The organism is Streptomyces sp. NPDC053541, assembly GCF_044544705.1.
Classification (GTDB): Bacteria; Actinomycetota; Actinomycetes; order Streptomycetales; family Streptomycetaceae; genus Streptomyces.
In genome coordinates, this window is sequence record NZ_JBITXM010000013.1 from 273,648 (window position 1) to 297,885 (window position 24,238).

At 71.6% G+C, this 24,238-nt stretch carries 28 protein-coding genes; 11 read left to right on the forward strand and 17 right to left on the reverse strand.

Translation table 11 applies throughout. From position 1 onward, the window contains the following. Positions 1-12 precede the first annotated feature (12 nt). From ACIGW2_RS31835 to ACIGW2_RS31845, 3 genes are all read left to right on the forward strand, one after another. Positions 13-1,176 carry a thiolase C-terminal domain-containing protein gene (locus ACIGW2_RS31835; protein ID WP_399847487.1) on the forward strand — a complete coding sequence of 388 codons (1,164 nt, stop codon included), beginning with the start codon at positions 13-15 and terminating at the stop codon, positions 1,174-1,176. Between the two features lie 146 nt (positions 1,177-1,322). Beyond that, the gene (locus ACIGW2_RS31840; RefSeq protein ID WP_399847489.1) at positions 1,323-2,558 is read left to right on the forward strand and encodes an FAD-dependent monooxygenase; all 1,236 of its coding nucleotides are present in this window, start codon (positions 1,323-1,325) and stop codon (positions 2,556-2,558) included. A 30-nt stretch (positions 2,559-2,588) separates the two neighbouring features. Next, entirely contained in the window at positions 2,589-3,257 is a 669-nt protein-coding gene (locus ACIGW2_RS31845) for a pyridoxal 5'-phosphate synthase (protein WP_399847490.1), read from the forward strand. Between the two features lie 235 nt (positions 3,258-3,492). On the opposite strand, the gene ACIGW2_RS31850 is transcribed toward ACIGW2_RS31845, so the two are convergent. The 7 genes from ACIGW2_RS31850 to ACIGW2_RS31880 form a co-directional block, all read right to left on the reverse strand. Continuing rightward, positions 3,493-5,334: an AMP-dependent synthetase/ligase gene (locus ACIGW2_RS31850; protein WP_399847589.1), complete on the reverse strand. Its 1,842-nt coding sequence runs from the start codon at positions 5,332-5,334 to the stop codon at positions 3,493-3,495. Between the two features lie 151 nt (positions 5,335-5,485). Continuing rightward, on the reverse strand, positions 5,486-6,082 hold the full coding sequence (locus tag ACIGW2_RS31855) for a TetR/AcrR family transcriptional regulator (protein WP_391654851.1): 597 nt from the start codon (positions 6,080-6,082) through the stop codon (positions 5,486-5,488). Positions 6,083-6,309: 227 nt separating this feature from the next. Then, a complete protein-coding gene (locus ACIGW2_RS31860) occupies positions 6,310-7,176 on the reverse strand; it encodes a GNAT family N-acetyltransferase (protein WP_391654776.1) in 867 nt (288 codons plus the stop codon). A gap of 88 nt (positions 7,177-7,264) precedes the next feature. Then, positions 7,265-7,429, reverse strand: coding sequence for a hypothetical protein (locus ACIGW2_RS31865; protein ID WP_391654777.1), 165 nt, complete (start codon positions 7,427-7,429; stop codon positions 7,265-7,267). After that, positions 7,426-8,550, reverse strand: coding sequence for a radical SAM protein (locus ACIGW2_RS31870; RefSeq protein WP_399847493.1), 1,125 nt, complete (start codon positions 8,548-8,550; stop codon positions 7,426-7,428). The genes ACIGW2_RS31865 and ACIGW2_RS31870 overlap by 4 nt, the downstream gene beginning before the upstream one ends. 193 nt (positions 8,551-8,743) lie before the next feature. Next, positions 8,744-9,073 (reverse strand): hypothetical protein, encoded by a 330-nt coding sequence (locus ACIGW2_RS31875; protein WP_391654779.1) that lies wholly within the window; start codon positions 9,071-9,073, stop codon positions 8,744-8,746. Beyond that, positions 9,073-9,273: a hypothetical protein gene (locus ACIGW2_RS31880; RefSeq protein ID WP_391654780.1), complete on the reverse strand. Its 201-nt coding sequence runs from the start codon at positions 9,271-9,273 to the stop codon at positions 9,073-9,075. The genes ACIGW2_RS31875 and ACIGW2_RS31880 overlap by 1 nt, the downstream gene beginning before the upstream one ends. 123 nt (positions 9,274-9,396) lie before the next feature. On the opposite strand from ACIGW2_RS31880, the gene ACIGW2_RS31885 reads away from it, so the two are divergent. After that, entirely contained in the window at positions 9,397-10,746 is a 1,350-nt protein-coding gene (locus tag ACIGW2_RS31885) for a hypothetical protein (protein ID WP_391654781.1), read from the forward strand. On the opposite strand, the gene ACIGW2_RS31890 is transcribed toward ACIGW2_RS31885, so the two are convergent. The 3 genes from ACIGW2_RS31890 to ACIGW2_RS31900 form a co-directional block, all read right to left on the reverse strand. Next, positions 10,724-11,257: an NUDIX hydrolase gene (locus ACIGW2_RS31890; RefSeq protein ID WP_391654782.1), complete on the reverse strand. Its 534-nt coding sequence runs from the start codon at positions 11,255-11,257 to the stop codon at positions 10,724-10,726. The genes ACIGW2_RS31885 and ACIGW2_RS31890 overlap by 23 nt on opposite strands. A 170-nt stretch (positions 11,258-11,427) precedes the next feature. After that, on the reverse strand, positions 11,428-12,762 hold the full coding sequence (locus ACIGW2_RS31895; RefSeq protein WP_391654783.1) for a dicarboxylate/amino acid:cation symporter: 1,335 nt from the start codon (positions 12,760-12,762) through the stop codon (positions 11,428-11,430). 385 nt (positions 12,763-13,147) lie between these two features. Continuing rightward, positions 13,148-13,414, reverse strand: coding sequence for a DUF4229 domain-containing protein (locus ACIGW2_RS31900; RefSeq protein WP_356064704.1), 267 nt, complete (start codon positions 13,412-13,414; stop codon positions 13,148-13,150). Positions 13,415-13,534: 120 nt separating this feature from the next. On the opposite strand from ACIGW2_RS31900, the gene ACIGW2_RS31905 reads away from it, so the two are divergent. Further along, complete coding sequence (locus ACIGW2_RS31905; RefSeq protein WP_361588814.1) at positions 13,535-14,068, forward strand: GNAT family N-acetyltransferase; 534 nt, start codon at positions 13,535-13,537, stop codon at positions 14,066-14,068. Positions 14,069-14,084: 16 nt separating this feature from the next. Here ACIGW2_RS31905 and mqnE read toward each other — a convergent pair whose 3' ends face one another. Then, a complete protein-coding gene (gene mqnE / locus ACIGW2_RS31910) occupies positions 14,085-15,248 on the reverse strand; it encodes an aminofutalosine synthase MqnE (protein ID WP_356064708.1) in 1,164 nt (387 codons plus the stop codon). A gap of 48 nt (positions 15,249-15,296) precedes the next feature. Beyond that, the gene (locus ACIGW2_RS31915) at positions 15,297-15,752 is read right to left on the reverse strand and encodes an Lrp/AsnC family transcriptional regulator (RefSeq protein ID WP_356064711.1); all 456 of its coding nucleotides are present in this window, start codon (positions 15,750-15,752) and stop codon (positions 15,297-15,299) included. Positions 15,753-15,878: 126 nt separating this feature from the next. Between ACIGW2_RS31915 and ACIGW2_RS31920 the strand changes: the two genes are divergently transcribed. Continuing rightward, entirely contained in the window at positions 15,879-16,007 is a 129-nt protein-coding gene (locus ACIGW2_RS31920; protein WP_356064884.1) for a hypothetical protein, read from the forward strand. On the opposite strand, the gene ACIGW2_RS31925 is transcribed toward ACIGW2_RS31920, so the two are convergent. The 3 genes from ACIGW2_RS31925 to ACIGW2_RS31935 form a co-directional block, all read right to left on the reverse strand. Next, on the reverse strand, positions 16,004-16,675 hold the full coding sequence (locus ACIGW2_RS31925; protein ID WP_361588998.1) for a UbiX family flavin prenyltransferase: 672 nt from the start codon (positions 16,673-16,675) through the stop codon (positions 16,004-16,006). The genes ACIGW2_RS31920 and ACIGW2_RS31925 overlap by 4 nt on opposite strands. A gap of 284 nt (positions 16,676-16,959) precedes the next feature. After that, the gene (gene mqnP / locus ACIGW2_RS31930; protein WP_391654784.1) at positions 16,960-17,862 is read right to left on the reverse strand and encodes a menaquinone biosynthesis prenyltransferase MqnP; all 903 of its coding nucleotides are present in this window, start codon (positions 17,860-17,862) and stop codon (positions 16,960-16,962) included. Further along, positions 17,859-19,310, reverse strand: coding sequence for a menaquinone biosynthesis decarboxylase (locus tag ACIGW2_RS31935; protein ID WP_391654785.1), 1,452 nt, complete (start codon positions 19,308-19,310; stop codon positions 17,859-17,861). The genes mqnP and ACIGW2_RS31935 overlap by 4 nt, the downstream gene beginning before the upstream one ends. Positions 19,311-19,400: 90 nt before the next feature. Between ACIGW2_RS31935 and ACIGW2_RS31940 the strand changes: the two genes are divergently transcribed. Next, entirely contained in the window at positions 19,401-19,787 is a 387-nt protein-coding gene (locus ACIGW2_RS31940) for a PLD nuclease N-terminal domain-containing protein (protein ID WP_391654786.1), read from the forward strand. Then, positions 19,787-20,668, forward strand: coding sequence for a LysR family transcriptional regulator (locus ACIGW2_RS31945; RefSeq protein ID WP_391654787.1), 882 nt, complete (start codon positions 19,787-19,789; stop codon positions 20,666-20,668). The genes ACIGW2_RS31940 and ACIGW2_RS31945 overlap by 1 nt, the downstream gene beginning before the upstream one ends. On the opposite strand, the gene ACIGW2_RS31950 is transcribed toward ACIGW2_RS31945, so the two are convergent. Continuing rightward, positions 20,574-21,509 (reverse strand): DMT family transporter, encoded by a 936-nt coding sequence (locus ACIGW2_RS31950; RefSeq protein ID WP_391654788.1) that lies wholly within the window; start codon positions 21,507-21,509, stop codon positions 20,574-20,576. The two genes, ACIGW2_RS31945 and ACIGW2_RS31950, sit on opposite strands and share 95 nt — an antisense overlap. Before the next feature lie 10 nt (positions 21,510-21,519). Further along, complete coding sequence (locus ACIGW2_RS31955; RefSeq protein WP_399847501.1) at positions 21,520-21,975, reverse strand: hypothetical protein; 456 nt, start codon at positions 21,973-21,975, stop codon at positions 21,520-21,522. Between the two features lie 102 nt (positions 21,976-22,077). Here ACIGW2_RS31955 and sigJ point away from each other — a divergent pair, with 102 nt between their 5' ends. The 3 genes from sigJ (at position 22,078) to ACIGW2_RS31970 (ending at position 24,175) form a co-directional block, all read left to right on the forward strand. After that, positions 22,078-22,962, forward strand: coding sequence for an RNA polymerase sigma factor SigJ (gene sigJ / locus ACIGW2_RS31960; RefSeq protein WP_399847502.1), 885 nt, complete (start codon positions 22,078-22,080; stop codon positions 22,960-22,962). A 72-nt stretch (positions 22,963-23,034) separates the two neighbouring features. Then, positions 23,035-23,682, forward strand: a complete 648-nt coding sequence (locus ACIGW2_RS31965; RefSeq protein WP_391654791.1) for an NAD(P)H-dependent oxidoreductase — start codon at positions 23,035-23,037, stop codon at positions 23,680-23,682. Between the two features lie 31 nt (positions 23,683-23,713). Beyond that, the gene (locus ACIGW2_RS31970; RefSeq protein WP_399847505.1) at positions 23,714-24,175 is read left to right on the forward strand and encodes a nucleoside deaminase; all 462 of its coding nucleotides are present in this window, start codon (positions 23,714-23,716) and stop codon (positions 24,173-24,175) included. Positions 24,176-24,238: the final 63 nt, after the last annotated feature.

The window sequence follows — 24,238 nt, forward strand, 5'->3', positions numbered from 1 at the left end:
ACCGTCAGATTCATGCCCACCACATCACGGGACCGCCGTCGCGTCGCCGTCGTCGGTATATCCCTCTCCGACAGCGGCCGGGTCGACGAGGCCACTCCCTACGCCCTGCACGCCCAGGCCGCCCGCCGCGCGCTCGCGGACAGCGGCCTGGACCGTTCCGTGATCGACGGCCTCGCCTCGGCGGGCCTCGGCGTCCTCGCCCCGGTGGAGGTCGCCGAGTACCTGGGGCTGCGTCCGCGCTGGGTGGACTCCACCTCGGTCGGCGGCGCGACCTGGGAGGTCATGGCGGCACACGCCGCCGACGCGATCGCCGCCGGGCACGCGAACGCGGTGCTGCTCGTCTACGGCTCCACCGCCCGCGCCGACATCCGGGCGCGCCGCCGCACGGGCAACCTCTCCTTCGGCTCGCGCGGCCCGCTGCAGTTCGAGGTGCCGTACGGGCACAGCCTGATCGCCAAGTACGCGATGGCCGCGCGCCGTCACATGCACGAGTACGGCACGAGCCTGGAGCAGCTCGCGGCGGTCGCCGTCGAGGCGCGGGCGAACGCGGCGCACAACCCGGAGGCGATGTTCCGCGAGCCGATCACGGTCGACGACGTGCTGGGCGGCCCGATGATCGCCGACCCGTTCACCAAGCTGCACTGCTGCATCCGCAGCGACGGCGGCTGCGCGGTGCTGCTGGCGGCCGAGGAGTACGTGCCGGACACGGCGAAGGCCCCGGTCTGGATCCTCGGCACGGGCGAGCACGTCTCGCACACCACGATGTCGGAGTGGGCGGAGTTCACCGTCTCGCCGGCGGCGGTCAGCGGCCGGCTGGCCTTCGAACGGGCCGGGGTGCGGCCCGCGGACGTCGAGGTGGCCGAGGTCTACGACGCCTTCACCTACATGACCCTGGTGACGCTGGAGGACCTCGGCTTCTGCCCGAAGGGCGAGGGCGGGGCCTTCTTCGCGGAGAAGGACCGCATCCCGGTGAACACCGACGGCGGCGGCCTCTCGGCCTGCCACCCGGGGATGCGGGGCCTGTTCCTGCTGGTCGAGGCGGTGCGACAACTGCGCGGCGAGGCGCCGGGCGTCCAGGTGCGCAGGCCGGACGGCTCACTGCCGGAGCTGGCGGTGGCCTCGGGCACGGGCGGCTGGTTCTGCTCCTCGGGGACGGTGGTGCTCGGCCGGGGCTGAGCCCGCCCCCGACCCGGGGCCGAGCCCCGGGCCTCACCATCCCCTCGATCTATACATACGTCATAGACAGTCGTGTAGGACATCCGTATAGTCGTCGGTGCGGGGCCGGGCGGCCCGCCCCGCGTCACCCGACAAGGAGTCCTGCCATGCGCGCTGCCCGCACCGTCCTGATCTCCGGCGCCTCCGTCGCCGGTCCGGCCCTCGCCCTCCAGCTCAAGCGCCACGGCTTCGCCCCCACCGTCGTCGAGCGCGCGCCCGAGCTGCGCGCCGGCGGCTACAAGGTCGACATCCGCGGCACCGCGATCGAGGTCTGCCGCCGGCTCGGCATCCTCGACGCGGTCCGCGCCCACTCCACCGACATGGCCGGCGGCTCGTACGTCGACGACACCGGGCGCACCATCGGCGAGCTGCCCGCCGACATCTTCGGCGGGCGGGCCGAGGGGGACGACGAGGTCATGCGCGGCGACCTGGCCCGCATCCTGTACGAGCGCACCCGCGACGAGGTCGAGTACGTCTTCGGCGACTCCATCGCCTCGCTCGACGACGACGGCGACGGCGTGGACGTCGTCTTCGCGAGCGGCGCCCGGCGCCGCTTCGACCTGGTGGTCGGCGCGGACGGGATGCACTCGAACACCCGGCGCCTGGTCTTCGGCGACGAGCGGCGCTTCAAGCGCCACCTCGGCGCGTACATCTCCATCTACACCGCGCCCAACCACCTGGGGCTGACCCGCTGGGAGACCTACCACGCCCTGCCCGGCAAGCTGGTGTGCGTCTACAGCTCGGCCGGCGAGAGCTCCGCGAAGAACCTCTTCGTCTTCCGCTCGCCCGGGGAACTCCCGTATCACCACCGGGACGTCGCCACCCAGAAGCGCCTGCTCGGCGAGGCGTTCGCGGGCGACGGCTGGGAGATCCCCCGGCTGCTCGGACACGCGGCGGACGCCGACGACTTCTACTTCGACTCGATCAGCCTGATCGAGATGGACCGCTGGTCGCGCTGCCGGGTCGTGCTGCTCGGCGACGCCGCCCACTGCGCCTCCCCCGCCTCCGGCCAGGGCACCGGGCTCGCCCTCACCGGCGCGTACGTCCTCGCGGGCGAGCTGGCGGCGGCGGGCGGCGACCACCGGCGGGCGTTCGCGGAGTACGAGCGCGTGATGCGGCCGGGCGTCGAGCTCAACCAGCGGATGGCGGAGGGCTTCGTGAAGGAGATGGTCGTGGACACCCGGTGGAAGATCGCCCTGCGCATGTTCATGGTGCGGACGCTGCCGAGGACCCCGTGGAAGAACCTGATCGCGAAGAAGATCCGCGACGACATCCAGAAGGCGGCGAACGCGATCCCGTTGAAGGAGTACGAGGCGTACGCGACCGGCCGCGCGAGCGCCTGAGCGGGCGGCCGGGGGCCCATGATGGACGCCATGGACGACGAACGGCGTTTTCAGGAGGCCCTGCGGTCTCTGCGGGTGTGGGACACCGAGCTGCCTGGCTTCGACCCGGCGGACGTGCCGGAGGAGCCGGTGGCGCTCTTCCACGGCTGGTTCACCGAGGCGGTCGAAGCAGGCGCGGTCGAGCCGCACACCCTGTCCCTGGCCACCGCCGACGCGGCCGGGCGCCCCGACGTGCGGATCGTGATGCTGCACGGGGCGGACGCCCGCGGCTGGCACTTCGCCTCGCACGCCGGCAGCGCCAAGGGCCGCCAGCTGGCCGCCCGGCCCGAGGCGGCGCTCGTCTTCTACTGGCCGGTGCGCGGCCGCCAGGTGCGGGTGCGGGGCCGGGTGGTGACCGGGACGCCCGAGGAGGCGTACGCGGACCTGCACGCCCGCACCCCCGGGGCGCTCGCCTCCGCGCTCGTGGGCCACCAGAGCGAGCCGCTGGAGTCCCTCGACGCGCTGGCCCGGGCGAGCGAGGCCGCCTGGGACCGGGCCCACCGGGAGCCGGAGGCGCACGCGGAGAGCTGGACGCTCTACGTGCTGGAGCCCGAGGAGGTCGAGTTCTTCCAGGGCGACGAACGCCGCCGGCACGTACGGCTCCGCTACCGCCGGGCCGAGGGCGGGAAGCGCTGGACGCGCGAACTCCTCTGGCCCTAGGCCCTGTCCGGAAAGTTTCGCCTGGCTCGCGGCGCCTGGCACGCACTCCCCCGTAGCCCTGCGGGCACGGGAGGTGCCCCCACGCCGCGTTGTCGTCGGTCGCCATGGCAAGCCATGTCTCCGCCCCCTCGGCCTGGCGGCCGGGGAGGTACCCCCACCTCCGCCTTGCGATCGCACGCACCAGACACCGCGAGCCCTGCCCTGCGGGCAAACGACGCCACTTTCCGGACAGGACCTAGCGCCCGTTGTCGTACATCTCGTCGACCTCCTTGGCGAAGTCCCGCAGCACCGCCCGCCGTTTCAGCTTCAGCGACGGGGTGAGGTGGCCGCTCGACTCGGTCCACTCGGTGCTCAGGACGCGGAAGGCGCGGATCGACTCGGCCCGGGAGACCAGCCGGTTGGCGTCGTCGACGCCCCGCTGGACGACGGCGAGGAGTTCGGGGTCGCGGACGAGTTCCCACAGGGCGAGGTGGTCCTTGCGGCGCATCCGGCGCCAGTGCAGCAGCCCCTCGTGGTCGAGGGTGACGAGCGCCGTGACGTACGGGCGGTGGTCGCCCAGGACCATGCACTGGGCGATCAGCGGGTGGGCGCGCAGCCAGTCCTCGAGCGGGGCGGGGGCGACGTTCTTGCCGGCGGAGGTGACGATCATGTCCTTCTTGCGGCCGGTGATCCGCAGATGGCCCTCGTCGTCGAGGGAACCGAGGTCTCCGGTGGGGAACCAGCCCTCGTCGGTGTACGGCAGGGCGACCCCGCGCTGGGAGTCCCAGTAGCCGGCGAAGACGTGCCCGCCCCGGACCCAGATCTCGCCGTCCCGGGCGATCCGCACGGCGGTGCCGGGCAGCGGGCGGCCGACGGTGCCGGGGCGCGGTCCGTGCAGCGGGGTGACGGTGGTGGCGGCGGTGGTCTCGGTCAGGCCGTACCCCTCGTAGACCTCGATGCCGGCGCCGGAGTAGAACTCGGCGAGCCGGGCGCCGAGCGGGGAGCCGCCGCTGATGACGTGCCGGACGCGGCCGCCGAGCACGGCCCGGATGCGCTTGTAGACGAGCGGTTCGTAGAGCGCGTGGGCGGCCCGCAGGCCCAGGGCGGGGCGGGCGGCGGCGGCCGTGCTCTGTCCGTAGCGCTCGGCGATCCTTGCGGCGCGGTCGAAGGCGGCGGCGCGGCCGGAGCGTTCGGCGGTGGCGCGGGCGGTGTGGAAGACCTTCTCCAGGACGTAGGGGATGGCGAGGAGGAAGGTGGGCCGGAAGGAGGCGAGGTCGGCGAGGAGTCCGTCGCCCTCGACGCTCGGCGCGTGCCCGACCCGGACCCGGGCGCGGACGCAGCCGATGGCGACCATCCGCCCGAAGACGTGGGAGAGCGGCAGGAAGAGCAGGGTGGAGGCGGGTTCCTTGGTGGCCGAGCGGAAGACGGGGTGGAGGAGGGCGACGGCGTTGTCGACCTCGGCGAGGAAGTTGGCGTGGGTGAGGGCGCATCCCTTGGGGCGGCCGGTGGTGCCGGAGGTGTAGATGAGGGTGGCGAGGGTCTGCGGGGTGAGCAGCCCGCGGCGGGCGGTGACGGCCTCGTCGGCGACCCGGGCTCCGGCGGCCCGCAGCTGGCCGACGGCGCCGGTGTCGAGCACCCAGAGCTGGCCGAGGGAGGGCAGTTGGCGGCGTTCGCCGGAGACGAGCCGGGCCTGGGCGGCGTCCTCGACGACGCAGGCGGCGGCGCCGGAGTCCTGGAGGATCCAGCGGACCTGGTACGCCGAGGAGGTGGGGTAGAGCGGGACGGTGACGAGTCCGGCGGCCCAGGCCGCGAAGTCGAGCAGGGTCCACTCGTAGCGGGTGCGGGCCATCAGGGCGAGGCGGTCGCCGGGGCGCAGGCCCTGGGCGACGAGCCCCTTGGCGACGGAGTGCACCTCGGCGGCGAAGGCGGCGGCGCTGACGTCGGTCCAGGTGCCGTCGGGATCCTTGCGGGAGAAGAGCGGGACGGCGGGTTCGGCGCGGGCGGTGTCGTAGGGCAGGTCGGCGAGGGAGCCGCGGCGGGGCGGCGGCACGAGGGCCGGCACGGAGGCCTCCCGCACGATGCCGTCGACGCGGACCAGCTCGGGCTGGGGCGCGGGCCGCGGTCCGTACCGCGACGCGGAGTGCGGCTCGTGCTGCGGCGCGGAGTGCGGCTCGCGCGGTGGCTCGGGGACGGGCACGTGCGGCTCCTCGGGCGGGAGAACCGGACAGTAACCTTACTTCCGAGTAAATCTAGGGCGTGGAAAGGGATTTGGACAGATCCGGCACCAGGCTTCCCAGCCCGCGCCACACCAGCCCCATCAGGGTCTCGGCCGCCCGCTCGGGCGGCACCCCGGGCCGCCCGTTCGCCCAGTTCGCCAGCGCCTCGGCGGCGCCGACCAGCGCCTGCGCGAGCCCCTCCGCATCGCAGGACCCCTGCGCGGCGGCGGCGACGAGCTGCCCCACGTACCCGGTGATCCGCTCCCGCATCCGCTCGGCCTCGGTGGCGAACGGCTCGCCGTGCGCCCGCGCCTGGCGGCTCAACACCGCCCAGGAGTCGGGGTGTTCGGCGGTGTGCGTGAAGAAGGCCAGGACGCCGGCCCGCAGCCGCTCCTCCGCGGGCCCGTCGCCCTCCACGGCGGCGGCGACCACCCCGAGCAGCGCCTCGGACTCGCGCCGGATGCACGCGGTGAACAGCTCCTCCTTGGAGTGCAGATACAGATAGACCAGCGGCTTCGACACCCCCGCCAGCTCGGCGATCTCGTCCATCGACGCCGCCTGGTACCCCCGCCGCCCGAAGGTCCGCACGGCCGCGTCCATCATCTGCCGCTCGCGCACCTCGCGCGGCAGCCTCTTCGTCCCCGCCACGCGCCCCACCCTATGCGGCCCCGACAACCCACCCGCAGCCCACGCACGACGCCCCGGAACCCCGGCCGCGGATCGCCCGCCCGCAGCCATCGCAGCTCACCGGGGGCAGCGCCGCGGGCGACGTCCCGCCAGGACAGCAACAGCCGGGGATCGGCGAAAGCCCGATCGTCACGCGCCGCGCCACGATCCGACCGGGCCTCGATCGGGAGTTACGCCGACGTGGTGTGGGTGAAGCCGAGGGAGGTGAGTGCTTCGGCCTGGCACAGCCGGTCGGAGGGGCCGCCGACCTCGGTCTGGAGGAGTTGGTAGGCGGCGCCGTTGGACCGGCCCCAGTGCATCGCCGCTCGCCACAGGACGCGTCCCAGGCCCTGGCCTCGAGCCTCGGGCAGGACGGCGAAGTACTGGGGCATGAGTTGAGGGCGTCCCATGGCGTCGGGCTGGATCTCCATGGGGCCGATCGCGCCCACGATGCGGTCCTCGATCGCGGCGGCGAGAACCGGGCCGCACCGGCCTGCCTGCATCCGGGCGTGGAGGAATGCCAGACCATCGCCCGCCATGGTCTCGGCGAACGGGGCGAAGGTCTCCTGCACGGCGGTCGGCCAGCCGGTGACGGGCCGGACCGGGCCACCGGGGGCGGGGCAGGAGCCGGCGGTGAAATCCTTCAGCTGGATGCGGGTGCCGTGCGGGTGCGCGGTCTCGGGACCGAGGGGCCTCACGACTCGGGCGCCGACCACGTCGTGCACGGCGGCGAGTTTTGCGGCCAGGTCGGCGGCCTCCTCCACGACGCTGTCGCGGAGCCCGTAGGCGAAGACCTTCACGCTGCCGCGTCCGCGTCGCATCAAGGTGGGAACGAGCGTGCGCTCCGGCTGGTGAACCACGTCCTCGTGGAGGACTCTCTCATCCTTCCCGCCACCCCACCGCCGGTCCTTGTCGTAGGGCAGGAAGTCCCCGGTTTCGGCCGCCCGCAGGACGTCCTCGAAGATCTTGGCCGTCAGGATGTCGGGATGGACAGGCCCGAGGGTCGGCACAATCGGCGCGGTCAGTTGGGGCCGGAGCCAGTCCCAGCGGAAGAACATGAGCGGCACCCTAGCGGTGAGACGGGCAGGGCTCAGGCCCCGGCGCGAGTACGCCGGGGCCTGAACGGAGCTGACCGGATCGTGTTGGTCAGTGGGGGTTGTCGTCCCCAGCGTCGCAGGAGCACTCCGCGCTCTCCACGATCACGTCGAGGTCCTGGACGGCAGTGATCGACGCGGTCGCGACGGGCGGGGCGGCGTGGCGGGCCGAGGTCGGCGGGCCGGGGAGGATGGTCACCGGTACGGGCGGGGTCATGAGGTGTTCTCCTTGTCTCCGTGCTGGCAGTAGCTCTGCAGCGGCGCCTTGGCCTCCTGGTAGTGCTTGGCCAGGGGGCGGCAGACCCGGCAGGTGCCGGACAGGGCGCAGCCCTCGCACCCACCGGTGCGAAGCATGAGGCGGTCGGCGATGGCGCCGAGCCGGGTGAGGCCGTCGATGCCTTCGGCCATCAGGTCGATCTGGTCGTCGCGGCCGACCTTGCAGATCGAGACCTTGGCGTGCGGGTCGGCGTGGAAGAAGGTGTGTCCCGCGTTGCAGCCGGCGAACGGCTTGCGCTGCCGCAGGTGAGCGGCGGACTGGGCGAGCAGCGGCTCACCACCGCCGTAGATCGTGGGCGTCATGTTCGTGTACGCGTGGTTCTCGACGTTCCACTCGTCGGCGAGGGCGGCCATCTCGTCGGCCTCGGAGGCGTTGTCCTCGGTCACCACGACGTTGATGCGCAGTGGAAGCCCTGCCTCACGGGCGGCGTCCATGCCGCGCCGGAACACCTTCCATGCGCCACGGCGCTGGGTGAGCGTGTCGAAGGACTCCTCACTCGCCCCGTACATGCTCACCACCAGCCGGTAAGGCGGGCAGTCGCGGAAGAGCTTGAGGAGGTCCGGCCGCCAGAGCAGCGAGCCGTTGGTGGAGATGGTGAGCATCATCCCGACCTGCCAGGCGTACCGGTAGGCACCCTGGAAGTCCGGGTCCATGGTGGGCTCACCGCCGGTGATCTGGAGCCAGAGGACACCGGCCTCGCGCATGATGTCCAACAGCCGCACCTTCTCCTCCCAGCCGAGGCCGGAGAAGGGCCGCTCGCCGAGGTAGCAGTGCTTGCAGCCGAAGTTGCAGCCGAGGTTGATCTCCCAGGAGGCCCGGCAGTAGCCGTACGGGGACGGCTCGCGCACCAGCACGGTGCCCTGCGCGGTCTGGCCACCCAGGTCCAGGCCCCACACGTCGGCGGCGGTCTGCACTGCCCAGGCTGGGAGCGACTCACCCTCGGTGGCGGCCTGGCGCAGGCCCTCGTAGTGGTCGGCGGAGATGCGGGCGCCAGCCCGCGCTCCCGGCTTGAGGAGAAGGTGTCCGTCGAGGAACGGGGAGGCGATCAGAGCGTGGGCCATCGGTGGCCCTCCTTCCGGATCACGGAGCGGGACAGCACACGGAACTGCTGGTGGCCGACGCGGCAGTGGATCTCGCCCAAGCCGTTGCAGGTGCCGCAGGTCTTGCCGGACGAGTTGGCGCCGCTGCCACCGCAGTCCCCGCACTGTTCGTTTCGAGGCGATCGAGGGCGCCGGGACTTGTGCAGGCTCGCGATCAGCTGGTGCACGAGACCCCCTCCAGGACGTCTTCCCAGGTGTGCTGTTCAGAGTGGTCGGCGAACAGACAGCAGCCCTCGCCGTCGGGCCCCTGGGCGGCCACCGGGCAGTCCGGCAGTACGACAAGTTCCGTCTCGTCCGGCCCGCTCCAGCGCAGCCACAGTGCGGTCCCGTATGCGGCGGCGTCGGTGAGGAGACCGAAGTGCTCACCTTCGTCGTGCGCGGACAGCTGGCACTGCACGGCCCTGTCGATGTACGTAGCGGCCGACTTCTCCCGCGCTTCCCGCGCCAGGTCGAGGGGCACCCGGCGCCAGTGCACGCACCGCATCACGACACCATCCGGAAGGACGCGACGGAGTTCCGGGCCTGCTGCGAGCACCGGGGGCAGACGCACGGCGGGTAGCGGCCCGGGTTCTCCGGGACCACCGGGTCCTCGCCCACGCGTACCTCCGTACGAGGTCCCCACGTCTGGCCGGAGTCGCGGGAGACCCGCAACGTCATCCGTACGTTGTCCTGTCCGTTCGTCATGGTCAGGAGCATCGCGATCTGCGGGCACGGCCAGAAAGGCCAAGCGGATTACCCAACTTGGGTAACATCACGCTCGGTTGACCAAGTGCAGCGATCCGTAGTCCTCATGTCGGAGCGTGCCCGATGCCCGAGCCATCTCGCTCGAAGGAACTCCCGGTCAGCCTGCTCACGGACCCAGTGATGATCGAGGCATGCCAGGCCAGAGACTTCGGCCGCATCTTTCAGCTGGTCAAGGCACGAGCAGGCATCCATCCGTCGATGATCGCGCGGCGCTGCGACCTGACCCCGAGCCGCGTGGGCGAGGTGATCGCCGGACGACGGCAGTTGCTGCACATGGACGTGATCGAACGGATCTCGGACGGGCTGCGCATCCCCGGACACATGCTCGGCCTTGCCCGACGCTCCTGGGAGACGCCGCGCAGCCTGACGGTCACACCCCGCGAGCCGGGTGAGGTACCGGCCCCCTCAGCCGTCGGACCACTGGCCGCCGGACTACCGGGGGCGGACGTCGACAGCATCCTCGCCCTGGCGGCCGAGCGGGATCTCAGCGCCTCGACGCTGGACGCGCTGCATTCGTCGATCACGGACTACTGGCGCCGGGACGACGAGCACGGCGGCGAGACCTTACGGCCGGCGGTCGTCGGCCAGCTCCGCTACGTCGTCGACCTCCTCAAGGAGCAGCGTCCGGCTCCTCTGCGGGACGGCCTGCACGGCATCGCGGCCGAACTGGCCCGGCTCACCGGATGGACCTACTTCGACGCCCGCCAGTACAACCAGGCACGCTCTTACTTCACCGAAGCCCTCGGACTGGCCAAGGCCATCGACGACCGCCAGTTCATGGCCAACGTCCTCGCCTGCATGAGCCTCCAGGCCACCTACCAGGACAAACCCGGCGACGCCCTCGCCCTCGTCACGGCCGCCCAGGACCAGGCCCGAGCAGCCGCCGGAACGACACCGCGTGTGCTGGCCATGCTCGCGATGCGCGAAGCCTTCGCCCACGCCACCCTTGGCAACCGCGGCGCGACCCACACCGCGATCTCGGAAGCCCACACCCAGTTCGGCCGGATCAGCACCAGCGACCCGGACCCGGCCTGGGTCGCCTACTTCGACGAGCCGAAGCTGATCGTCGACACCGGCATCGCGCACGGTCGCCTGGGCGAAGCCGCCCTCGCCGAGCCCCTCATCACGGACGCCCTGCGCCGGGAACACCAGACGAACCACCGAGGCCGCGCCTTCCACGCCTTCTGGCTCGCCCGCACTCAGCTCCAGCGGGGCAAACTCGACGAGGCGTGCCACACGGCCGTGGACGCCCTTGTCCCGGCAGCGGCCGTCAGCTCGCAACGAGTCGCCGGCCACCTCCGCGAGTTCTACGAGCAGCTGGAGCCCTTCCGTCGCGAACCCGCCGCGGTGGCGTTCGAGTCCCGGCTCCGGGAGGTGCTGCCCCGTCAGGTCAGCGGATCGCTTCGTCCATGAGCACATAGAGCAGCCCGACCAGAGAGCCACTGCTGACGATCTCGCGGCGGTCGATCATCCCCCGCACGTCGGCCAGCGGGATCCACTCGATCCGGTCCGACTCGTTCTTCTCGGTTGGCGGACCCTCGTACGCCGCCCCGTCGGCCCGGAAGACGTGGTGCTGGGAGTCGGTGATGCCGTTCGCCGGCTCGGCGTAGATCAGCGGCTTGATGGGGCCCGGGCGCCAGCCCGTCTCCTCCAGCACCTCACGGGCCGCCGCCTCAGCAGGAGTCTCGCCCTCCTCGACCAGTCCCATGGGCAGCTCCCACGCCCAGGCGTCCGTGATGAAGCGATGCCGCCACATCATGAGAACTTCGCGCCGCTCGTTGACGACAGCGGCCACCGCCAGGTGCCGGAGCTTGACGACGTGGTGCTCCCAGCGGTTGCCGTCCGGGGTCTCGACGTCGGTGAGCCACAGGTTCACCCAGCTGTTCTCGTAGATCGGACGTTCCCCGTGGATCTTCCACTGCATCGCTGCGGCCCCTCTCGATCGACCTCCAGCATCGCAGAACAAGGAGAGGAGCCAACGAGGTTCGGGGCTTTGCCGTCACTCCGACGAATAAACGACCTCCCGAGAGACAACGACCGAGGCCCGCACCCCCTCCAGGGGTGCGGGCCTCGAAGGCCTGGGTGGGCGGCGGGTCAGGCGGCTGCCGGGACCGGGGTCTTCTGGTCGGCGGACGGGGCCGGGTCCAGGTCGTCGACCGGGGAGGCCGAGGCGGACTCGTAGGCGTTGACGTCCAGGATCTTCTCGCGGGCCGAGACGATGACCGGGACCAGGGCCTGGCCGGCCACGTTGGTGGCGGTGCGCATCATGTCGAGGATCGGGTCGATCGCCATGAGCAGGCCGACGCCCTCCAGCGGGAGGCCGAGCGTGGACAGGGTCAGGGTGAGCATGACCGTCGCGCCGGTGAGGCCGGCGGTGGCCGCCGAGCCGATGACCGAGACGAAGGCGATCAGCAGGTACTCCTTGACGCCCAGCTGGACGTCGAAGATCTGCGCGATGAAGATCGCGGCGAGCGCCGGGTAGATCGCGGCGCAGCCGTCCATCTTGGTGGTGGCACCGAACGGCACGGAGAAGGAGGCGTACTCCTTCGGGACGCCGAGGCGCTCGGTGACCCGCTGGGTGACCGGCATGGTGCCGACCGAGGAGCGGGAGACGAAGGCCAGCTGGATGGCGGGCCAGGCGCCCTTGAAGAACTGGATCGGGTTCAGCTTGGCGACGGTCGCGAGCAGCAGCGGGTAGACGCCGAAGAGGACCAGGGCGCAGCCGATGTAGACGTCGGCGGTGAAGGTGGCGTACTTGCCGATGAGGTCCCAGCCGTAGTTCACGATGGCGCGGCCGATGAGGCCGGCGGTGCCGATCGGGGCGAGCCGGATGACCCACCACAGGGCCTTCTGGAGCAGCTCCAGGACGGACTCGGAGAGGGACAGAATCGGCTGGGCCTTCTCGCCGAGCTTGAGCGCGGCGATGCCGGCGACGGCGGCCATGAAGACGATCTGCAGGACGTTCAGCTCGGTGAAGGGCGTGATGACGTCGGTCGGCACGATGCCGGTGAGGAAGTCGATCCAGCTGCCCTGGTGCTCGGGGAGCTTGCCGTCCTTCGGGGTGAGGCCGGTGCCGGCGCCCGGGTTCGTGATCAGGCCGATGGCGAGGCCGATGGCGACCGCGATCAGCGAGGTGATCATGAACCAGACGAGGGTCTGCGCGGCGAGCCGCGCCGCGTTGTTGACCTTCCTCAGGTTGGTGATGGAGACCAGGATCGCGAAGAAGACGAGCGGGGCGACGGCCAGCTTCAGCAGCTGGACGAAGATGCCGCCGACCTGGCTCAGGGTCTCCTTGAGCCAGTTGACGTCCTGGCTGCGGGCGAGCCAGCCGAGCAGGACGCCGAGGACGAGACCGGCGACGATCTGGGCCCAGAACGGGACCTTGGGTATGCGGGACTTCGTCACGGGCGCGGACGAGGACGCGGACACGGACACACTCCAGTGGTGCGTATCGGGGAAATACGGGGACGGGTGTGCGGCACTCACACGCGCTCGAAGCGCGGGCGCCGCTGCATGATGCCGGGTCAGAGCTCGCGGCAACAGACCGCGGACATACAGCGGCACAGATCGACGTGCAGGCGCGCCACGAGCGGGGTGCCCGGGGCAGGAGGAAAGCGCACTGGTGTCGTCATGTCGACTACGTTAACACTTGAACTTTGAGAACCTCAAAGCCATTCTTTGAGGCAAGATCGCGCCACAGCGGGCCGAAACCCCTGCGAAACGCAGAAAACCCCAGGCGGGAGCCTTCGAAGGCACCCGTCCGGGGTCGGGACGAATCGGTCGGCGCGGAGCGGCGCAGAGCGGCGCAGGCGCGTTACGCCGCGTCCTCCGCCGAGCGGTTGGCCTCCAGGCGGCCCTTCGCCCGGTCGACCCGCTCCACGATCTGCGCGCTCATGTCGTCCCGCTGCTTGCGCAGCAGCACGAAGCTGAGCGGCGCGGAGACGACGAGGGAGAGCAGCAGGACCCAGAGGAAGTTGGAGTCGCCGAGGCCGCGCGGCAGCACGCCGACGTAGACCAGGCCCCACAGCGCGAGGAAGCTGCCGGCGAAGATGCCGAGGCGCATCAGGGTGTAGCGGAGCATGTGCGTGTTCCTCCCATACCGGACGAGCGTCCCTCCAGTGAAGCACGGGGCGGACCGGCGGCCCGGAGGGGGGCCCGGAATCCCCTTGAGGCCCCTGCCGGTAATAGGTAATCTCCGGCTATGAGTCTTACGTTCCAGCTGGATCCGGCCGTCGACCGCGAGCTGCGCGACGGCGTCCTCGCCCTCTGGGCGGACGTCAGCAACGCCGGCGGCGCCGTCGGCTTCGTCCCGCCCGTGACCCCGGAGGAGATCCGGCCCGCGCTGCTCAAGCACCTGACCGGCATGGCCGAGGGCACCACGCGGCTGCTGGTCGGCCGGGACGAGGAGGGCAGGATCGCCGCCACCGCCTTCCTCGCGCAGAACGGCCACCGGCTGATGGCCCACTGGCTGTGGCTCTACACGGTGATGGTGCATCCCCGGCACCAGGGCAAGGGGTACGGACTCGACCTGATGGCCGCGGTCGAGGAGGCGGTCCGGACCGGCGAGGGCCTGGAGCACATCGAGGCGATCCGGCTGGGCGTGCGCGGCGGCACCGGCGTGGACGCCTTCTACGCGCGCGCCGGCTACAAGGAGGTCGGACGCGTCCCGGCCGCCATCCGGGTGGCCCCCGGCGACGACCGCGACGACATCACCATGCTGCTCCGGCTGACGTGACGTCCGCCGTGGGTCCTCAGACCCGCATCGGCTGCGGCGACTCGCGGCGCGAGGCGTCCGGGCCGGGGTACTCGCGGATGATCTCGTAGCGCGTGTTGCGCTCGACCGGCCGGAAGCCCGCGTCCTGGATCAGCTCCAGGAGGTCCTCCCGGGTGAGCTTGTTCGGCGTGCCGTAGTTGTCGGCGTCGTGCGTGATCTTGTACTCGACGACCGAGCCGTCCATGTCGTCCGCGCCGTGCTGGAGCGCCAGCTGCGCGGTCTGCACGCCGTGCATGACCCAGAAGACCTTGACGTGCGGCACGTTGTCGAAGAGCAGCCGGGAGACCGCGAAGGTCTTCAGGGCCTCGGCGCCGGTCGCCATCGTGGTGCGCGCCTGGAGCTTGTTGCGGACCTTGCCGTCCTGCATGTCGACGAAGTCGTGCTGGTAGCGCAGCGGGATGAAGACCTGGAAGCCGCCGGTCTCGTCCTGGAGCTCGCGCAGCCGCAGCACGTGGTCCACGCGGTGACGCGGCTCCTCGATGTGGCCGTAGAGCATCGTGCACGGGGTCTTCAGACCCTTCTCGTGCGCGAGCCGGTGGATCCGGGACCAGTCCTCCCAGTGGGTGTTGTGGTCCACGATGTGCTGCCGGACCTCCCAGTCGAAGATCTCGGCGCCGCCGCCGGTCAGGGACTCCAGACCGGCCTCGATCAGCTCGTCGAGGATCTCGGAGGCCGACAGGCCCGAGATGGTCTCGAAGTGGTGGATCTCGGTGGCGGTGAAGGCCTTGAGCGAGACGTTCGGCAGCGCCTTCTTCAGCTCGGAGAGCGAGCGCGGGTAGTAGCGCCAGGGCAGGTTGGGGTGCAGGCCGTTGACGATGTGGAGTTCGGTGAGGTTCTCGTTCTCCATCGCCTTCGCGAGGCGCACGGCCTCCTCGATGCGCATGGTGTACGCGTCCTTCTCGCCCGGCTTGCGCTGGAAGGAGCAGTAGGCGCAGGAGGCGGTGCAGACGTTCGTCATGTTGAGGTGACGGTTGACGTTGAAGTGGACGACGTCGCCGTTCTTCCGCGTCCGCACCTCGTGGGCGAGACCGCCGAGCCAGGCGAGGTCGTCCGACGCGTACAGGGCGATGCCGTCCTCACGGCTCAGCCGCTCGCCGGCGAGGACCTTCTGCTCCAGCTCACGCTTGAGCCCGACGTCCATCACGGCCGCCTCCCTTTATCTCCGAAACCAGGCTTGCCCACCGTACTCTCAGGCCTCTTCCGGCAGATCCCCGACCCGGTTCTCCCACTTGGTGGAGAGCACGATCGTGGTGCGGGTGCGGGAGACGCCCTTGGTGCTGGAGAGGCGGCGGATGGTCTTCTCCAGGCCGTCGACGTCGCTGGCGCGGACCTTGAGCATGAAGGAGTCGTCGCCGGCGATGAACCAGCAGTCCTCGATCTCGGCGAGGTCCTTCAGCCGGCGGGCCACGTCCTCGTGGTCGGCGGCGTCGGAGAGGGAGATGCCGATGAGCGCGGTGACGCCGAGGCCGAGGGAGGCCGCGTCGACGGTGGCGCGGTAGCCGGTGATGACACCGGCGGCCTCCAGGCGGTTGATGCGGTCGGTCACGGAGGGGCCGGAGAGCCCGACGAGCCGGCCGAGCTCGGCGTACGAGGCGCGTCCGTTCTCGCGCAGGGCCTGGATGAGCTGCCTGTCCACGGCGTCCATAGGGAAATACCTTCCATTGTCCAGCGGTACCGCGAGTTTAGGTATAGAATCTAAGGTACACAGGGGCCGACACCCTGTGAATCTTTCAGCGGATCAAAGACGATCTTTCAGGAGTGGTGTTTCACCGTGTACACGATCGAGATGGCCTACGCCCGTATGCGCGAGCTGCAGGAGATGGCCAACCGCTCGCGTGCCCACCAGCCGTCCGCCTCGAAGCGCGGTGCGAAGAAGCGCACCGCCGCCAAGAAGCGCTAGTCCGGGCGGGGAGCGGCACCACCGAGCTCTCCCTCCCACCGGCGGTACAGCTCGTGCGGCACCCCTGCCGCGTCGAGCACCCGCCCGGCGACGAAGTCCACGAGGTCCTGGATGTGCGTCGCCCCCGCGTAGAACGCCGGAGAGGCGGGCAGCACCACGGCGCCCGCCTCGTCCAGCGCCACCATGTGCTTCAGGGTCTGCCCGTTCAGCGGAGTCTCCCGCACGGCGACCACCAGCGGCCGGCGCTCCTTGAGCGTCACGCTCGCCACGCGCTGCAGCAGGTCCTTCGAGAGGCCGAGCGCGATCCCCGCCACCGCGGCCGTCGACGCCGGCACCACCAGCATCCCCTTCACGGGGTACGAGCCCGAGGACGGCCCCGCCGCCAGGTCACCGGCCGGCCAGTAGCGCACGCCGCCCACCTCGACGTCGAACGTGTCCGGCTTGCCGTCGGCGCCCCGCGCCAGCCAGGCCGCCAGGTCCTCGCGCCAGTGCGCGTCCCGGAAGGCGATCCCCGTCTCGTCGAGCAGCGTCAGCCGCGAGGCCCGCGAGACCACGAGGTCGACGTCCTCGCCCGCCGCGAGCAGCCCCCGCAGCACGGCGGCGGCGTACGGGGTCCCCGAGGCCCCCGACACCCCCACGACCCACGGACGACGCTGCTGCTTGTTCACCGGCTCCACGCCGACGAGCCTATCCGGCGGCTAGGGGGTGTCTTGTCGGGCAGGCCGGATCAGCGAGCGGCGTCCGGTGCATGGGGTCTCCCCAGGCCCGTCAGGGCCGAGGGGACGGATCGCAAGGCGGAGGAGGGAAGCGATGCGGTGGGGGTACTCCCCCTGGGCTTCGCCCGGGGGCACCCCCACCCGGGCGAAGCCCAGGGGGCCATCGGCGACCGACGACAACGCGGCGAGGCGCGGTGCCGGGCGTCGAGAGCCCGGCCTGCCCGGCGAGGCACCCCCTAGACCGTCAGCCCGCGCACCAGCAGGTCGAGCAGGGCGCAGACGAACAGGGCGATGCCGATGAAGCCGTTGACGGTGAAGAAGGCCCGGTTCAGGCGGGACAGGTCGTGCGGCTTCACGATGGAGTGCTCGTAGCAGAAGGCCGCCACCACGATCACCAGACCGGCCCAGAAGAACGTCCCCGCCTGCGTGGCGAGCGCGTACCAGACCAGCAGGCCCGTGGTCACCACCGCCGAGGCCCGCGCGCCCCACAGGGCGGCCGGGATGCCGAAGCGGGCCGGGACCGACATCACGCCGTGCGCGCGGTCCGCCTGGACGTCCTGGCAGGCGAAGATCAGGTCGAAGCCGCCGATCCAGACGCCGACCGCGAGCCCGAGGATCACCGCGTCCCAGGACCACTCCCCCGTCACCGCCAGCCAGGCGCCGATCGGGCCGATGGACTGGGCGAGGCCGAGGATCGCGTGCGGGAAGTTGGTGAACCGCTTCCCGTACGGATAGACCACCATCGGGATCACGGCGAGCGGCGCGAGCGCCAGGCACAGCGGGTTGAGCAGCGCCGCCGCGCCGAGGAAGACCACGACGGCGACGCCCGCCCCGGTCCACGCCGAGCGCACCGACACCGCGCCGGTCACCAGCTCGCGGTTGGCGGTGCGCGGATTGCGGGCGTCGATCTCGCGGTCGATGATCCGGTTGCAGGCCATGGCGAAGGTCCGCAGGCCCACCATGCAGACCGTCACCAGGAACAGCGTCCACCAGTGGATCCGCCGGTCGAGCTGGTACATCGCGGTCAGCGAGGCGATGTACGCGAAGGGCAGCGCGAAGACCGAGTGCTCGATCATCACGAGCCGCAGGAAGGCCTTGGTGCGGCCCGGCTGCGCGCCGGGCACCGCGGCGGTGGTCACAGCCCGTACTCCTTCCAGCGGCGGTCCACGAGGGCCGCCGTCGCCGGGTCCGACTCGACCATGTCCGGCCAGCCGCCGTCCCGGGTGTAGCCCTCCTCGGGCAGCTTCTTCGTCGCGTCGATGCCGGCCTTGCCGCCCCAGAACTGCTGGTACGAGGCGTGGTCCAGGTGGTCGACCGGGCCCTCCACGACGGTGAGGTCGCGGGCGTAGTCGGTGTTGCCGAGGGCCCGCCAGGACACCTCGTGCAGGTCGTGCACGTCGCAGTCCTTGTCGACCACGACGATCAGCTTGGTCAGCGACATCATGTGCGCGCCCCAGATGGCGTGCATGACCTTCTGCGCGTGCTTCGGGTACTTCTTGTCGATCGAGACGATCGCGCAGTTGTGGAAGCCGCCGGACTCCGGCAGGTGGTAGTCCACGATGTCCGGCACGATGATCTTGAGCAGCGGCAGGAAGAAGCGCTCCGTCGCGCGCCCCAGCGGCCCGTCCTCGGTCGGCGGCCGGCCGACCACGATCGACTGGAGCAGCGGGCGCCTGCGCATGGTGACGCAGTCGATCTTCAGGGCCGGGAAGGGCTCCTGCGGGGTGTAGAAGCCGGTGTGGTCGCCGAAGGGACCCTCCGGCAGCATCTCGCCCGGCTCCAGCCAGCCCTCGATGACGACCTCGGCCTGCGCCGGGACCTGGAGCGGGACGGTCTTGCAGTCGACCATCTCGATCCGCTTGCCCTGCACGAAGCCGGCGAAGAGGTACTCGTCGATGTCGCCCGGCAGCGGCGCCGTCGAGGCGTACGTGACGGCCGGCGGGCAGCCGAAGGCGATGGCGACCGGCAGCCGCTCGCCGCGCTCGGCGGCGACCGCGTAGTGGTTGCGGCTGTCCTTGTGGATCTGCCAGTGCATGCCGATGGTGCGCTTGTCGTGCCGCTGGAGGCGGTAGAGGCCGAGGTTGCGCACCCCGGTCTCCGGGTGCTTGGTGTGGGTCAGGCCCAGGTTGAAGAAGGAGCCGCCGTCCTTCGGCCAGGTGAAGAGCGCGGGCAGCCGGTCCAGGTCGACGTCGTCGCCGGTCAGGACCACCTCCTGCACGGGGGCGTCCTTCACCTTCTTCGGCGGCACGTGCACCATCGAGCCGAGTTTGCCGAAGGCCTCGCGGACCCCGACGAAGCCGTGCGGCAGCTCCGGCTTGAGCAGCCCGCCGATCTTCTCGCTGATCTCCTCGTACGACTTCAGGCCGAGCGCCTTGAGCAGCCGGCGGTCCGTCCCGAAGACGTTCATCGCGAGCGGCATGGCGGAGCCCTTGACGTTCTCGAAGAGCAGCGCCGGGCCCCCCGCCTTGTTCACCCGGTCGACGATCTCCCCGACCTCCAGGTACGGGTCGACTTCGGCCTTGATGCGCTTGAGGTCGCCTTCGCGCTCCAGCGCCCGGAGCAGCGAGCGGAGATCGTCGTAAGCCATAGGGGTCAGTATCGGTCACCGGCTAGGCTGGGCGCGTCACCGGGGCCGCCGAAACCGCTGCCCGCCGATGCTTCCAGGGGGCTGTCCCACATGCTCAGGGCGCTGATGTACATCCTGCCGCTGGCGCTGACGATCTACGCGTTCATCGACTGCCTCAACACCCCCGAGGACGAGGCCAAGCACCTGCCCAAGGTCGTCTGGGTCATCATCATCCTGCTCTTCTGGATCGTCGGGCCGATCGTCTGGTTCGCGGCCGGCAAGATGCGCCGCGCCCCGGCCGGCGGGCGGACGCCCAGCGAGTGGCACCGCAACCACCGGCACGAGTGGGTCGCCCCGGACGACAACCCCGAGTTCCTGAAGTCGCTCCGCGAGGAGAACAAGAAGGACGAGGCCCTCCTCAAGGACTGGGAGGCCGACCTGCGCCGCCGCGAGGAGGAGTTGAAGCGCCGCGAGCGCGGCGAGGAGACCGAGGGCTGATGGAGCTGCGGCTCCTCGTCACTTTCGAGAAGGTGGCCGCGGTCGGCTCCTTCACCCGGGCCGCCGCCGAGCTGGCCTACGCCCAGTCCAGCGTCACCAGCCAGGTCAGGGCCCTGGAGACCTCGCTGGGCGTCGAGCTCTTCGAGCGGCTCGGCTCCCGGATCCGGCTCACCGAGGCCGGCGAGCGGCTGCTGCCGTACGCCCGGCAGATCCTCGCGCTCGCCGAGGAGGCCCGGACCGCCGTCACCGGCGACGGCGAACCGGCCGGCACGATCGCGGTCGGCACCATGGAGTCGCTGACCTCCTACCGGCTGCCGCCGCTGCTCGAACTCTTCCACCACCGCTATCCGGCCGTCCGGCTCGCCCTGCGCCCCACGCTCGGCGACGCGACCCGGCAGGCGCTGCGGGAGGGCACCTACGACCTCGGCCTGCTGATGGAGCGGGAGACGGAGCACGAGGGCCTGGAGTCCGAGGTGCTGGCCGAGGAGCCGCTGGTCCTGGTGGCCGCGCCGCGCCATCCGCTGGCCGGCCGCACCGGGCTCACCGCCGCCGAACTGGCCGGCGCCGCCCTGGTGGGCACCGAGCCGGGCTGCGCCTACCGGGACCTGTTCGAGGCCGAACTGAAGCCGTACGGGCCGGTGTTCACCGAGTACGGGACGATCGAGGCCAGCAAGCGGGGCGTGGCGGCGGGGCTCGGGATCGCGCTGCTGCCCCGGATCGCCGTCTCCGGGGAGCTGGCGTCCGGGGCGCTGGTGGCGCTCGACTGGGAGCCGCCCTTCACCCTCTTCACGCAGCTCGCGTGGCGGCGGGGGAAGCGGCTGCCGGCGCACGTCCGTCTGTTCGTGGAGCAGGCGCGGCGGCTCGTGCGCGAGTCACCCTGAGCCCGGCGAGGACGATCAGCGGGACGCCGAGGGCCTGGACGAGCCCGATGTGGTGCCCGTACACCGCCCAGTCGGCGATCATCGCGACGGCCGGGTAGGTGAAGGCGAGCACCGCGATCCGGGCGGTGGGGAGCTTGGCGTAGGCCGCGTACATCAGCACGTACATCACCCCGGTGTGGACGATGCCCAGCCCGGCGAGCCAGCCCCAGCCGGTGCCGAGCCGGGCGGCCTCGCCGAAGTCGGCGAAGGGCAGCAGGAGCGGGATGCCGACGGTGACCTGGACGAGGGCGACGAGGTGGGGGCGCACGCCGGTGACGCGCTTGGTGACGATGGTCGACAGGGCGTAGAGCACGGCGGCGCCGAGCGCGAGCCCGAGGCCCTTGAGGGAGGCGGTGTCCCCGGGCCGCACGCCCGAGACGAGCACGAGCCCGGCGAAGGCGACGACGAGCCAGCCCAGCTTGTCGGCGGTGATCCGCTCCCGCAGGACGACGGCGCCGAGCAGCACCAGGAAGAACGGCTGGGTGTGGTAGACGACGGTGGCGAAGGAGATCGAGGTGGCCTGGTACGCCTCGAAGAGGAACACCCAGTTGAAGACGATGAGCGCGCCGCCGAGGGCCGCGAGGCCCAGCTTGCGGGGGGTGAGGCCGTGCCCGGTGAAGAAGCCGCGGGCCAGGCTGTAGGCGCCGAGGGCGAGGGCCCCGAAGACGCAGCGGAAGAACACGACGGTGAACGGGGAGGCCCCCGACTCGACCACGAAGATGCCGAGGGTGCCGGAGAGCACCATGGCGAGGACGAGTTCGAGGGTTCCCCGGGTCTGCTGTGCGCTGGTCTCGTTTCTCATGTCCCCGACGCTACGAACGGGCCCGCTGCCCGGTCCACGAGCCAGTGGGGCCTCCTGCCGATCGGGCCATCGGGCCGGCCGATCGGCCCAGGTCGAGGACGCTGAGCCCGAACATGAGCACCCCGAGCGGGACGTGCGCGGCGGGCACGTGCGCGATGCCGAGGACCACCTGGACCGAGGCGAGGACGAGGAAGCCGGTGGCGTGGAGGACCGGGCGGGGCGAGCGGCCGCCGGGCTTCCAGGCGAGGACGGCGGCGAGCACGTAGAGCATGCTCGCCCCGTACATGACGCGGGCGCCGACGCCGTGCAGGGTCTCGCCGTAGGAGGTGGAGAGCAGCAGTCCGGCGCTGGTGGCCTGGAGGAAGAGGGTGAGGGTCTGCAGGCCGATCGAGATCCGGACGAACGCGGAGTCGGGGGCTGACGAGGTGGCGGTCGGGGTGTCGGTTGAGATCTTGGTCTCGCTCATCACGAAATCCTTTGGGTCCGGGCCGGTCGGGGGTGTGTCGTATCCCCGACGGAACAGCCCGGCGGATTGTGAGGCGCGGGGCGGCGGACGAGGGGGACGGGCGTGGGGACGGTCACGGACGGGCGGGACGACGTCGTCGGCGAGCGGCACCAACTGATCAACCTGGCCTACCGGTTGCTGGGTTCGGTGGCCGAGGCCGAGGACGCGGTGCAGGAGGCCTACGCGCGCTGGTACGCGCTGTCGCGGGAGCGGCGGGCGGCGGTCGACCGGCCGGGCGCGTGGCTGACCACGGTCGCCACCCGGGTCTGCCTGGACCAGCTGGGCTCGGCGCGGGCCCGGCGGGAGCGCTACGTGGGCGAGTGGATCCCCGAGCCGCTGCCCGATCCCACCGAGTGGGCCGGCGACCCGGCGGACCGGATCACCCTGGACGAGTCGGTGAACATGGCCTTCCTGGTGGTCCTGGAGGCGATGACGCCGGCCGAGCGGGTCGCGTTCGTCCTGCACGACGTCTTCCGCTACCCCTTCCCCGAGGTCGCCGCGATGGTCGGCCGCAGCCCGGCCGCCTGCCGCCAGCTGGCCACCTCGGCCCGCCGCCGGCTCCGCACCGCGGCCCCCGGCCCGGCCCCGGCCCCGGCCGGACTGGTCCGCGCCTTCAAACGGGCCTGGGAGGCCCGGGACATCGACGCCCTGGTGTCCCTGCTGGCCCCGGACGCCACCCTGGTCGCCGACGGCGGCGGCCTGGCCGGCGCGATCCTCCGCCCCCTCCGGGGCGCGCCCCGGATCGCCGACTACCTCCTCTTCATCGCCACCAAGGCCCCGGACCTCACGCTCCTGGAACGCACGGTCAACGGCACCCCGGGCCTGGTCGCCCGCACGTCGGGCCGAACGGTCACGGTCGCCGCCTTCGACACCACCCCCGACCGCGTCACCCGCATCTGGGCGGTCCGCAACCCGGAGAAGCTGGGCCCGTGGCAGACCGAGGGGTGAGCGTCGTCCGGGCCGGCGGCGGGGACCGCCCCGTGCCGGAATACCCCCGGGCGTACCGGAGTTGGCACCGGCATGAGCCTTGACGACGTGAGCTTCTTCGGTCGCGACGACCGCGACGACCGTACCGACCGCTCGTTCCTGTTCGTGCTCGGGAGTTCCCGTGCGGACGGGAACTCCGAGATCCTCGCCCGGGCCGCCGCCGCGCACCTGCCTGCCGGGGTGGCGCAGCGGTGGGTGGATCTGAACCGGATCGAGTTGCCGGACTTCCAGGACGGGCGGCACGAGAGCGGGGAGCACGCGGTGTCGGCGGGCGAGGAGTTGCTGCGGCGGGCCACGGTGGAGGCCACCGACGTCGTGATCGTCTCGCCGCTGTACTGGTACAGCCTGTCCGCGCAGACCAAGCGCTATCTGGACTACTGGTCGGGCTGGCTGAACGTGCCCGGTTCGGACTTCAAGGAGCGGATGGCGGGCGGCACGCTGTGGGGGGTGACGGCCATGGCCCACGACGAGCACGTCGTCGCGGACGGTCTGGTGACCGGTCTGAGTCTGTCGGCGGCCTATCTGCGGATGCGGTTCGGCGGGGTCCTGACCGGGACGGGCTCCCGGCCCGGCCGGGTGCGGGCCGACGAGGGGGCGATGAGCCGGGCCGGGACCTTCTTCCAGGGCGAGGCGCCGTTCGCCCGCTTCCCCTACGAGGAGGAGGCCGGCGCCGTCGCGTGATCCCGGCGCCCCGCCGGGGAAGGCTGTCCGCATGGACCAGGACGAGGCACGCAGCCGGCTGGCCGTCGCCCTCGACGAGGCCCGGGCCGGGCTCGCCGAGGGCGGGGTGCCGATCGGGGCGGCGCTGTACGGGGCGGACGGGCGGCTGCTCGGACGCGGGCACAACCGGCGGGTGCAGGACGGCGACCCGTCGGCGCACGCGGAGACCGCCGCCTTCCGCGCGGCGGGACGCCAGCGCTCGTACCGCGGCACGACGATGGTGACGACCCTGTCGCCCTGCTGGTACTGCTCCGGGCTCGTCCGGCAGTTCGGCATCTCGCGGGTGGTGGTCGGCGAGGACCGCACCTTCCGGGGCGGCCACGACTGGCTGGCCGAGCACGGGGTGGAGGTGCTGGTCCTGGACGACCCGGAGTGCGCCGCGCTGATGCGCCGCTTCGCCGCCGAGCACCCGGCCCTGTGGCACGAGGACATCGGCGAGGAGCCCGGCGCGTGAGGAAGCCCCCGGACCCCCGCCGGCAACGCCCCTGAGCGCGGGCCGAAACCGATCCGACGCCGC